Source organism: Shewanella hafniensis (assembly GCF_019655335.1).
Taxonomy (GTDB): Bacteria; Pseudomonadota; Gammaproteobacteria; order Enterobacterales; family Shewanellaceae; genus Shewanella; species Shewanella hafniensis.
In genome coordinates, this window is the sequence record NZ_BPFD01000057.1 from 1 (window position 1) to 11,612 (window position 11,612).

General features: G+C 46.0%; 10 protein-coding genes and 1 other annotated feature (1 of these 11 running past the window's edge). Of the genes, 1 reads left to right on the plus strand and 9 read right to left on the minus strand.

The window, feature by feature from the left end:
* Positions 1-196: 196 nt before the first annotated feature.
* The gene (gene sohB, locus K5Q99_RS15475) at positions 197-1,213 is read right to left on the minus strand and encodes a protease SohB (protein WP_220777359.1); all 1,017 of its coding nucleotides are present in this window, start codon (positions 1,211-1,213) and stop codon (positions 197-199) included.
* Between the two features lie 111 nt (positions 1,214-1,324).
* On the minus strand, positions 1,325-3,925 hold the full coding sequence (locus K5Q99_RS15480; protein ID WP_220777360.1) for a VolA/Pla-1 family phospholipase: 2,601 nt from the start codon (positions 3,923-3,925) through the stop codon (positions 1,325-1,327).
* A gap of 262 nt (positions 3,926-4,187) precedes the next feature.
* Between K5Q99_RS15480 and K5Q99_RS15485 the strand changes: the two genes are divergently transcribed.
* The gene (locus tag K5Q99_RS15485) at positions 4,188-4,925 is read left to right on the plus strand and encodes a YciK family oxidoreductase (RefSeq protein ID WP_063884786.1); all 738 of its coding nucleotides are present in this window, start codon (positions 4,188-4,190) and stop codon (positions 4,923-4,925) included.
* A 63-nt stretch (positions 4,926-4,988) separates the two neighbouring features.
* On the opposite strand, the gene K5Q99_RS15490 is transcribed toward K5Q99_RS15485, so the two are convergent.
* From K5Q99_RS15490 to rnm, 7 genes are all read right to left on the minus strand, one after another.
* Positions 4,989-6,217, minus strand: a protein-coding gene (locus K5Q99_RS15490) for an IS3-like element ISSba4 family transposase (protein ID WP_220777361.1) whose coding sequence is annotated in 2 segments (ribosomal slippage) — positions 4,989-5,866 and positions 5,866-6,217 — 1,230 coding nt in all. Because the reading frame shifts where the segments join, the coding sequence is not laid out codon by codon here.
* Between the two features lie 155 nt (positions 6,218-6,372).
* Positions 6,373-7,338 carry an exo-alpha-sialidase gene (locus K5Q99_RS15495; protein WP_220777362.1) on the minus strand — a complete coding sequence of 322 codons (966 nt, stop codon included), beginning with the start codon at positions 7,336-7,338 and terminating at the stop codon, positions 6,373-6,375.
* A 101-nt stretch (positions 7,339-7,439) separates the two neighbouring features.
* The gene (gene rluB, locus K5Q99_RS15500; protein ID WP_006082181.1) at positions 7,440-8,315 is read right to left on the minus strand and encodes a 23S rRNA pseudouridine(2605) synthase RluB; all 876 of its coding nucleotides are present in this window, start codon (positions 8,313-8,315) and stop codon (positions 7,440-7,442) included.
* Positions 8,308-8,904 (minus strand): SMC-Scp complex subunit ScpB, encoded by a 597-nt coding sequence (scpB, locus tag K5Q99_RS15505; protein WP_012089553.1) that lies wholly within the window; start codon positions 8,902-8,904, stop codon positions 8,308-8,310. Before scpB ends, rluB begins: the two co-directional genes overlap by 8 nt.
* Before the next feature lie 3 nt (positions 8,905-8,907).
* Positions 8,908-9,696, minus strand: coding sequence for a segregation and condensation protein A (locus K5Q99_RS15510; protein WP_011847143.1), 789 nt, complete (start codon positions 9,694-9,696; stop codon positions 8,908-8,910).
* A 159-nt stretch (positions 9,697-9,855) separates the two neighbouring features.
* The gene (locus K5Q99_RS15515) at positions 9,856-10,476 is read right to left on the minus strand and encodes an L-threonylcarbamoyladenylate synthase (protein WP_006082184.1); all 621 of its coding nucleotides are present in this window, start codon (positions 10,474-10,476) and stop codon (positions 9,856-9,858) included.
* On the minus strand, positions 10,473-11,333 hold the full coding sequence (gene rnm / locus K5Q99_RS15520) for an RNase RNM (protein ID WP_107948129.1): 861 nt from the start codon (positions 11,331-11,333) through the stop codon (positions 10,473-10,475). Before rnm ends, K5Q99_RS15515 begins: the two co-directional genes overlap by 4 nt.
* A gap of 210 nt (positions 11,334-11,543) precedes the next feature.
* Positions 11,544-11,612 (plus strand) — a sequence feature (Trp leader region) (it continues 39 nt past the right edge of the window).

Here is an 11,612-nt window from a genome sequence, read left to right on the forward strand (position 1 = left end):
TTGGAGGTACTCAGGCGGCCTGATTATCAAATCACGGAGAAAGAATTGCTGGCGGCCTGGGTATTATTCGCCAATCAGTTGCTCAAATATGGCTATGCTATGGCTGATTTATGAGGGGATCCTTCAGTACGCAGCTTTGGGCGTTAAGCGAAACAAAAAAGTGTGAATACTCAAAAAGTATCCACACTAGATTCCGTTACATTGGACGGTTTTTCTCGATAAGACGATTAAAAATAGCATTCACAGATAAAGATGCGCCATGGGCAATTTTATCGGCAAGTTTCTTTCTCACCTGATAACGCATCTTGTACACAGTGCGCTCTGCGGCAAGTGACATAATCACATCATCACTGGTCGAAATCGCATCGACTAACCCTAATTCAATGGCTTGCTGGCCATACCAATGCTCGCCCGTGGCTACTTTCACTAAATCCAACTCAGGGCGATATTTACCGACAAACGCTTTGAATAAGACGTGGGTTTCTTCGAGTTCTTCTTGAAACTTCTGTCTTCCCTCATCGGAGTTTTCACCAAACACTGTCAAGGTACGTTTAAAATTACCGGCCGTATGTTGCTCATAATCGATTTCATGCTTTTTCAGCAAACGATTAAAGTTCGGCAGTTGAGCAACAACACCAATTGAACCAACAATTGCAAAAGGCGCCGCATAAATTTTATTCGCAACACAGGCCATCATATAACCGCCACTGGCAGCCACTTTATCAACGCAGACTGTTAGCGGAATATCGGCTTGGCGTAAACGGTCAAGCTGGCTGGAGGCTAAACCATAGCCATGCACCATACCACCACCACTCTCGACATTAACAACCACTTCATCGCCTTTTTCCGCGATAGCTAAAATGGCACTGATTTCTTCACGCAGTGACGCAACCTCAGCAGCATCGATACTGCCCTTGAAATCGATCACGAACACTTTGTCCGTGCTAGTATCATCAGCAGCTTTGTCTTTCGCCTTTTCTTCAGCCTTTAATTGCTTTTCATAGGCTTTGAATTGCTTCTTTGAAAGGAGTTCTTCTTTTAAGCCATGCTTCAGTTCTTCTAACTCTTCAGACAGGTTAGTGATCCTCAGCTCGCCCTTATCTGACTTATGTTTAACAGTGGAAGCCAACACCACAATAATAACCGCAACGATTGCGACCACTATCGTGACGGCTTTCGCCAAAAACATTCCATACTCGTATAAAAATTCCAAAGTGCTCTCCGTTAGGGCGTTACATCAATCAGTCAATTGCGCGCTATTCTAACAGCCTAAAGGCCCATAAAAAAACCCAGCATTCGCTGGGTTTTTCCGATTAAGCGCAGATTAGTTAGGACAAGTCGCAATGACATCACTGTTTGTCACTAAAATCGTCGCATCGCCTTTACCTGCAGTCGCAGCATAGGTTGCTACTTGAGTCTGCATTTCAACGGTAGCAGCGGCAGCCATACCATCTGTAGCGTCCGTTTCACCTGGGCTCACAATCGAACTATGGTGACCTTTAGAGAAACGCACTACGCCATGACCTTTACTGGTACTATCGACACATGGTAGGCCAATAGCAGAGATCAGCGGCTCAGTGCCCGATAATGGGAAGTTATCTACACGGTTCGGTAACACTTGATCAGGTAAGTTACCGTTGTCATCACCGGCTATTTCAATTAAATGAACAGGTAGACCCGTCGCTTTTAACGTAGCGGCATGGTTAATTGGATCAGCAGAATCCACAGCCGTTTGAACCGCAAAGGCAAACGTTGGAATAAACTGGGCATATACTGCCTGCACCAGTGCCGCATATTCAGGACTCCCCACCTCATACCCTGCTGTATTAGCCTTATCGACCAGCGCTTGGAAAGTCGCAGATGCCTTGATATTGCTAAACAGCACTGGACCAAAGGTTGCAGAACCCGCAAATGTTCCCGCTAATCCCCCCGCTGGGGCGGCTAAGGATACGGCATTGATGCCATACGCATTTGGCAAGGCATCACCCGTTGCTGGGTTCTTCATGCCAGTGCTGGCATAGGTCGCAAAATCGGTGCCGACAATGGCGCCTAAACTCAGACCTTGGGCACTGATTTTAGACACGTCAAATAATTGTGCTTCATTCTCCTTAGCTAAATCAGTAGCTAATTTATTTAGTGCAAATCGAACACCTAGATGATCCATCGTCGCTTGACGGAAGTTATCACGCACCGACAAAGTACTAGAGATATTCACGAACACCAACGGATTACCATTTTTAAAGGCATCTGGTGTACCAACTACAGCCCCAAATGAAGGGTCGGTCGCAGAGACTTCATAAACCCCATCGCCGTTAGCATCGAACGAACGCGCCCCATGCAGTGGCATATCGATGGCGATTGTTGCAACGCCCATGGCCGCATACGAACCTGCATAGGCCAGTGACATTTCTTTACCTCCACCTAAACCATGCAGGGCGATAGTTGTTGGCCAACCAGATGTAGGAGGAATAAATTCACGACCTTGCTGTTGATAAAAAGCCGCTAATCTTCCCTCATTAGGTATTGAAATCAGCACAGGTACAATTTCATAGCTTTCGATCGCTGGCGTTGGGTTGAACTTAGTCAGATGTTTGGTCTTATCCGCTGGAGTCTTCTTATCATCTAGCAACCAAGTTTTGCCCGCCATTAACGATGGATTAGCTAATGCATCGGCAGGATTAGCAATCCCATGGGCCACGGCTTGCCTACCAAAATAGTCTTGACTTAGAGTACCCGCTTGCAATGCTGATAATACTGAAACGGGGCTATCACCCAGAGCCTTCCAGCGGCCATTAATTAATGGAACAGGTATAAGCACCGGATTACCATCATTATCCAATACGGGCTTACCATCAGCATCGAGTTTATTTACAAGAACGAGCTTACCGTTACTATCTCGTTCAAAGCAATTTGTACTGCTGCATCCGCCATATAGAGGTAACTTAATTTTTGCGGTATACACATCTGCTAAACTTGAAACAACGTAGGTGGGATCATTTGGATTGGGCGTTAACTGTAACATTGCTGCCACTGTCTTACCTGTCGAGGTCGGTAACATGTCAAAACTAGGTGCATAGGAAGCATCAAGCGCCATCAGCTGTTTTGTGGTTTCATAGACGTTAGCAACAGACTGAGTTGTAAATAAGCCAGTAAAGCTTATAGTCGATAAATCAACATTATGAGCCGCAGCTATGCCTTTCTCATAACTATTAATCAAAATCTGTAGGGATTTTTGTTCTGGTAACGGTAAGCCTAATGTATCAGAATCCATTCGAACCGCTTTATAAGTGCTAGATGTAACCAATGACTCGCCTTCAGAATCTCGTATGACATTAGTTGTTGCATAAATATACGATTGACCTGCTTTCAACGGCTTAATTGGAATGATGACAATCTGTTTACCGACAGCTTTAGAAACAAAGTCTACGCCATATTGTAATTCGCTACCGACTTTACAAGCCGAAACCGATGGTTTTTGCTTACATTCAGGATCAGATGATAAAGGACCACCGACAGTGGCTTCAAACATTCTAACTGCACCGGGTAATCCAACGGTGTCTTCATCTAATGAAAGTACAACGCCCTTATGGACAAGCGTCACGTCATCAATTGGAATTGTAATGGGTGAAGTCGTAGACCAACCATCTAAAGCACCCAAAGCCATTTGAGGATCAGTGTAATCACTAGTGCCATCAGCCTTTTCCTTAGGCATATTTAATGTACCATCAACAGTACCATTAAATATTAGATCATTCGGAGTAGATAAAACTGGTGAAACCTTATTACCTGGATCAAATCCAATCGTTATACGCGATTCAGGGACGAGCGGTTCTGTCTTATCCTTGAGTTCGTTAAAACTGTCCTCACCACATCCTGTGAGGCCCAGTGCAGATGCAATCGCAACACCCAAAATGAGTCTTTTCATCTTTTTTCCCCAAATCTTGTTGTAATAGTTTTGTTTTCCCCAAGAAATTAGTCACAATAGCTTTTAAATCTGTGACCAATAGGGCTTATGTTAGCCCCTAACTTATTTCAAGTTAACGTAAAAATATTGAGTTAGCCACAAGTTTGTTACAAACATTTTAGCTATTTATAACAAAGTTTCATTCATTTGTTTGAAACATGCGTTTATCACTTCGGCGACTCTAGAAGTGGCGGGCATTCTCGCCAAGAGGAAAAAGAGACTCATGTTGGAATATCAAGCAGCAAAAGATTTACTCAAAGGCAAAACAATTTTAGTGACAGGCGCTGGCGCTGGCATAGGTCGCACCGCTGCAATTGAGTTTGCAAAGCACGGCGCCACTGTGATTTTACTCGGTAAAACAGTGAAAAAACTAGAAGCGGTTTACGATGTCATCGAACAAGCCGGTTATCCAAAACCTGCCATAGTGCCATTAGATCTTAAGGGCGCGACGGAGCAAAATTATCGCGATATGGCCGATACCATAGCCGAGCAATTCGATCATTTAGACGGCTTATTACATAACGCGAGCCTGCTCGGTGCCCTAGGCCCGTTTGAACACATAGATATTCCATCACTCGAAGACATACTCAAAGTGAACGTCACGGCCCAAGTTATGCTAACTAAAGCATTACTACCTGTGATGCGCCAAGCACCCAGTGCATCGATTATCTTTACGTCGAGCAGTGTGGGTCGTCAAGGCCGCGCCTACTGGGGACCTTATGCCTTCTCTAAGTTTGCCACCGAAGGCATGATGCAAGTCCTCGCCCATGAGTGCGATGGCACCTCGGTTCGCGTCAACAGTATCAATCCAGGTGCTACCCGCACTGAGATGCGTGCTAAAGCCTATCCTGCTGAGAATCCATTGGATCTCAAAACCGCAGAAGAGATCATGCCGACCTATTTATATTTGATGGGTCAAGATGCTAGCGCAGTGAATGGTCAGCAGTTCAACGCTCAGTAATCGCATCGCTTGTCGGGTTTTGGCAGTATGATTCTGTCCCGTCCTAAGATAGGTTGACAGTTTCTAGGCCAGCTCCAGTAGCTGGCCTTTTCTATTATGCACCTGATTGGGTGTTTCCATATCCAAACTCAGATGCGGTCTCATTTCGTTGTATATCGCTATCGATTCTCTAACAAGTCTCTTCAGCTCTTCCAGCGTTTTACATCGATAGAGTAAAAACTCCTGCTTCAGGATCCCGTTTACTCGTTCTGCTAACGCATTTTGATAGCAATCATAACCGTCTGTCATCGACGGCTGAATATGGTTGGCCTGCAGTTCATCTTGATAAACAGCTGAGCAGTATTGCGAACCTCGGTCTGAGTGATGGACCGCATTAGCGCTATAGCGCTTATCTTTGACCGCCATTTTCAGTGCTTTCACTACGCTTTCTGCTTTCATGTCCGAACTCAAGTGATGACCGACTATCTTACGTGTCGCGGCATCGGTCACTAGTGACAAATAGTGCACGCCTTGGTCTGATTCGAGATAAGTGATATCGCTGACCAGTACATGCTCGGCATCGTGTAGTCCCTCTTCCTTCAGCAGGTTGGGATGCTTCTTCATCCAATGCTTGCTGAATGTCGTTTTTGTGAAGCTTCTCTTGGGCTTAACTAGCAAGCCTTCACTTCTCAAGTAGGTAAAGAACCCGTCTCGCCCGAGTTTGATATCATGTTCAACCAGCTTAGGCTGTATCAAAGTATAGAGCTTACGCGTCCCCAATCGTGGCATATAGTTACGCCAATATTGGACCCAGTCTTTGATGACCGATAGCTCAGCGCTTCGGCTCGCCATTCGGGCGACAGCCTGATAAATACCTTGCCGTGAAATACCGACGGCGCGACATGCAACGGCAAGGTTTATTTTGCTTTGGGTTTTGGCTTGCCAGAGATACCGGATAAGTACTTTTTTCTGAGGCCGGCTCCGTATTCATTGTCCATGATATCGACCATACCATTGAGAATTTGGTTACGCAGTTTCGCTTCGGCTAACTCACGCTCAAGGCGCTTGATAGTTTCGGCTGGGGTTTCTTTTGAATGAGGCATAAGGGGATGCTGAAAGAGTTTCGACCAATCGAGTTTACCATGCTTTCTCAGCCAGACGAGTACCGTTGTTTTACCCTGAATACCAAAACGAGTCTGCGCTTGCTTGTAAGTCATTTCGCCTTTTTCAACACGTTCAACAACGCCTAATTTAAAAGCTAAGGTGTAATCGCGTTGAGTACGCTTACGGCTTGAGTTACTTGATGTTGTCATAAAGAAGTCCTCTTTATGTCAACGTATTTCAGGACGGGACATTCAGCAATAATAAAGGGCCTATTGATGGCCCTTTATTATTTTAGATATTAGCAAGATGGAACTCTGTATTAATCCATGGCAATAAGCAGCATAAAAACGCCGCACCGCTAATGTTAACTCAACAGAATTTTTGCAAAATAAATCATTGTTTTAGCTTCAGCGGCTCTGCTTGATTCATCAAGCGAATTTTGCGTATCTAGCGGTGAGTCAGCTAACTCATGGCTTGAGTAATAACTTACCCACAACTCATTTCCGTCAATCAGTACGCCCGCATAACTGGTATCGCCCTTCGATGGCAGTGTCAATAGTTCTTGAACCACGCCAGTATCAGGATGAATTTCAACTAAAGCCGTTCGAACTTGTTCATCGTATAAGCGCACCACTGCCAACAGGCGGGATTGATACATCAACATCACTGGCCCACCAATGCGCTTATCGAGTTCTTGCCATTGCCAATCGGTGAATGGCGCGCGACTGTGACCGAGTAAACCAACAAATTCAGGGCCCCAAACGGGATCGCGCCTCAAGAGACAAAAGCCGCTGTCTTGATCAAAAACAATGGCTGTTTCGTTGACATAACCTTGATTATTAAACACCTTTAGCCAAGTCTTGAACTGCACGCCATCATCGCTCTTATACAACCGAGTGTCACCATCAGGTCCTGGGCGATAGCCCACACCATAGAGCTTATTTTGATGTTCGGTTAAGCGCCATAACCAATAGCCCTTATCTGCTATCTTTAGCGCATCTGACCACAATCGCCCATCGGCTGAGCGCCAAAGATGTGATTGAAGACCCGACTTATTATGTAAGGTCCCGCCACCGAGTAAAAGCAATTCCCCTTGATATTCAATCAGTTTACCGTCGCGTAAATCAGCCTCTTCCGAACGAATAAGCGCCACGCTCTGCCACGTCTCGCCGCCATCCACTGAACGTAGAATACGCAAAGCGCCATCGGGTGACACATGGGCAGTCCCTTCACGGAAAACACAAAAAAGTGCTTCCTGAAACGCGATTAAATCGGTAAACGCATTATGGGCAGCTTGCTCCCAAATCCGTCGCACTGAAATTAGCTTCATCCATTCACTCCTCAATCCAGCTGACTCTTGTTATAACATAGCTGCAAATAACAGAAAGCAAAAAGGCCGCTAAGCGGCCTTTTTCATTGGGATAAAACAACTTAGCTGCGCTGACGCGATGGCTTAGGTTTTCCCGATCCAGTCACTTTATGCTTACGCACGGCGCGGCGAATTTTGGCACTCTTCACCTGTGCACGGGCTACGCTGTGTTTATCGGCAGCAAGCATAGTGCGGGTTTCTGGTTCTAAACCTGCCAATTTACGCAAGTAGTTAACTTGCTCCATTGGCAATTCAACCCAGCCACCCCGTGGCAGTGATTTTGGCAATTCAACCATACCGTAACGGATACGGATCAAACGGCTCACTTGCACTTCTTGGGATTCCCACAGACGACGCACTTCGCGGTTACGACCTTCGCGTAAACACACATGCCACCATTGGTTCATGCCTTCGCCGCCCGCTGGCTTGATGCTATCAAACTGCGCAGGGCCGTCCTCTAACATTACGCCAGTACGCAAACGTTGCACTGTCGCTTCAGGGATTTCACCGAAGGTACGCACTGCGTATTCGCGGTCGACTTCGTTCGATGGATGCATTAAGCGGTTCGCTAATTCACCATCTGAGGTAAACAACAATAAACCTGAGGTGTTGATGTCTAAACGACCTACCGCAACCCAGCGTGAATCACGCACTTTAGGTAAGCGATCGAATACCGTTGGACGGCCTTCAGGATCTTTACGACTACAAATTTCGCCTTCGGGTTTATGGTATGCCAATACTCGACAGATCACATCTTCGGCAGACTTTAACGAAATCGATCTCCCATCGATACGCACTTTGGCATCGGCTTCAATCCGATCCCCAAGGCTAGCAATTTCACCATCAATACTAACTCGGCCTGCAGCAATCCATGCCTCCATCTCACGACGGGAGCCATGGCCTGCACGGGCCAAGACTTTCTGCAATTTTTCACTCATTAGTATTTTGCTCTTCTGACTGTTCCGGCGTTAATTTCACACTTGAAAAAACCGCCTGCAATGACTCAGTATCCGACAGCGGCGGTAAATCCGCTAAGGTGTCTAAGCCAAAATATGCTAAAAATTCTAAGGTAGTGGCATACAACGCGGGTCGCCCCGGTACTTCTTTATGGCCAACTACTTTAATCCAATGTCTATCTGACAAACTTTTTATGATGTGACTACTAATGGCCACACCGCGCACCTGTTCAATATCGCCGCGAGTCACAGGTTGACGATAAGCAATCACCGCCAAGGTTTCTAATGTCGCACGCGAATATTTAGGCGCCTTTTCTTGCCACAGGGGCTGCAAAAAAGGACTCAAGACTTCTAAGGTCTGGAAGCGATAACCCCCAGCGACTTTCACAAGTTGCACACCTCTGTCTTGATAATCCTGCTGCAGCTCATCCAATGCAGCTTTTATTTTGTCTCTGGAAACCGTGAAATCCACCAATACAGTGTCTTTCAACATTTTCGCCGACAAGGGTTTCCCCAATACAAACAAACTCGCTTCAATAAGCTGTTTTAATTGAGTAGGATTTATCTGCATCAATTAATAGGCCTTAACGTAAATAGTTGAAAACGGTTCTGTTTGGTACAATTCAACCAATAATTCTTTGACTAATTCCATCAGCGCTAAGAAGGTGACGACCACGCCTGCACGGCCTTCTGCTACGGTAAATAAACGTTCAAATGCCGTAAAATCTTCCGAGTTCAACATGGCTAAAATCTGGCTCATGCGCTCACGCGTCGATAACTGTTCACGCTTAACGTGATGATCTTCATTGGCATCGATACGTTTGAGCACATCGCCAAAGGCGCGGGCAATTTCAAACAACGAGACTTCTGGCGGGATCATTAACGGCTTAATGTCAGGTGCTGCCACTGCTTTGGCTTGAAACACATCCCGCTCGAGCCGCGGCAAATCATCGAGTTTTTGCGACGCTTCTTTAATCACTTCATAGGCTTTCAACTGACGGATCAATTGCGCCCGAGGATCTTCCTCAACCTCATCTTCAGCCACCATACGCGGCAGCAGCAAACGGGATTTAATCTCGGCAAGCGTTGCCGCCATCACTAAGTAATCGGCGGCAAGTTCAATTCGAGCCTGAGTCAGCAACGTAATATATTCTAAATACTGCGCGGTGATTTGCTGAATGGGTAAATCGACAACGTCTAATTTTTGCTTACGGATCAAATATAAAAGCAAATCCAATGGCCCTTCAAAGGACTCAAGGAACACTTCTAATGCCTCAGGCGGAATAAACAAATCCAGCGGCATTTCGGTCATTGCCTGACCACGAATAACGGCTAAGGGTAAACTCTGTTGCGTGCCCTGCATCCGCTATCTTGCTCCGTTAACGCTGCGCTACCCAACTTAGGCTAACGCCAAACGCGCGATTATACCTGTAAACCTGCGACGATAAAACTGCCAAATGTGCACAGCCACTCGCCGCATCACTCACTCGTATCCATTAGCGATAAATCTAATGCGGCAGATTTAGAGGAAAGGCGTGATATCACCCGCGCCTTCACGCAAAATTTCGGCGCCATCTTCAGACATATCAATCACTGTCGTCGGCTTTTCGCCTAAATAACCGCCATGGATAATCACATCCACTTGATGCTCGAGCAAATCACGAATTTGTTCAGGATCAGACTCGGCAAATTCTGCATTCGGCATCACTAAACTGGTCGACATCAGCGGCGCATCTAAGGCTTCAAGCAACGCCAGTGCGATCACATTGTCGGGCACGCGAATACCTATGGTCTTTTTCTTGTCATTTTGCAGACGACGCGGCACTTCTTTGGTCGCTTTAAAAATGAACGTATAAGGCCCAGGCGTGCAACTTTTTAGAATGCGATACGCCTGATTATCCACTTTGGCGTAGGTCGCAAGCTCAGATAAATCGCGGCACATCAATGAAAAGTTATGATCGTTCTCGATTTGACGAATTCTCGCCATCCGCGTCATCGCGTCTTTCTCACCAATCAAGCAGCCTAAGGCATAGCCCGAATCGGTGGGATAAACAATCACACCGCCCGCTTTTAAGGCGGCTACAGCTTGACTGATAAGGCGTGTTTGCGGATTTACTTCATGTACATAAAAAAACTGACTCATGGTCGTTCCACCCAAGATTCCGATTGCCAGACCCAATCAATACCTTGGGGCTGATACAGATTTTTACCTAATTCGATCCAATTACTTGGAAAGTGAAAATCACTCCCTATCGATGCAAGCAATTGATTTTGTAAGCTCAAGGCCACAAGGTTGGCCCTGTCGTCTAATGTTTGCTGGCCAAGTACCACTTCCATGGCATCTCCACCCGCTTCTTTATATTCGCGCACTAAGCGCTTAAGCCACTTTGCCGATAACTTATAACCACTGGGATGCGCCAACACAGCTAATCCACCCGCGTTATGAATGATATCGATGGCGCTGGCCATATCACCCCAATTATTGGGGACATAACCGGTTTTACCACGGGCAAGGTAGCGTTTAAACACGCTAGGCATATCCACAGCATGACCATTTTCAGCCATCCAACGGGCGTAATGTCCACGACTCAATGCCGCTTCTCCCGCCAACGCCTTGGCACCTTCGTAAGCGCCTTCAATACCAGCCTTGGCTAATCTATGGCCAATTTCTTGAGCGCGTAATTCACGTAACTCACGCTGGTTTTCTAAAAATGCTAATAAAGCTGGGTTATCCGCATCGAAGTTAAGCGCAACTATGTGGATATCATAACTGTTCCAGCGAGTAGAGATTTCTACGCCAGAGATCAATTTCAACGGTTCTGCTTGCGATTGATTAAAGGCACGGGCTTCGGGTAAACCTGCTACCGTGTCGTGGTCAGTAATCGCAAATAACTGCACGCCCTTTTCAAGGGCTCTAGCCACCAATTCAGACGGAGTTAACTGACCGTCGGATGCGGTCGTGTGGCTGTGCAGATCAGCCAATATGCTTTGAGTATTCATGGGGCTATTGTACGTGAATTTGTTAATAAATGCGCTGCTATCTCGCATTTTGTGGCTGTGTGACTTAAATTTTCTGCGTCATTAAAGTGAATAAATCGCAGAAAATGAAAAATATTCAATTGACATTAGACCCCAGCTAAGGTTTTCTATACACCAATTACTGAATTAGCGAGACCCTTTTGAATGACACACATTAATGCTTCATTAAACATCATTTGGTGGTGGCACTTCCCAACTTAGCGGGTGGTGTGAAGCTCTGTGCTCATTTGAAAGTGACCA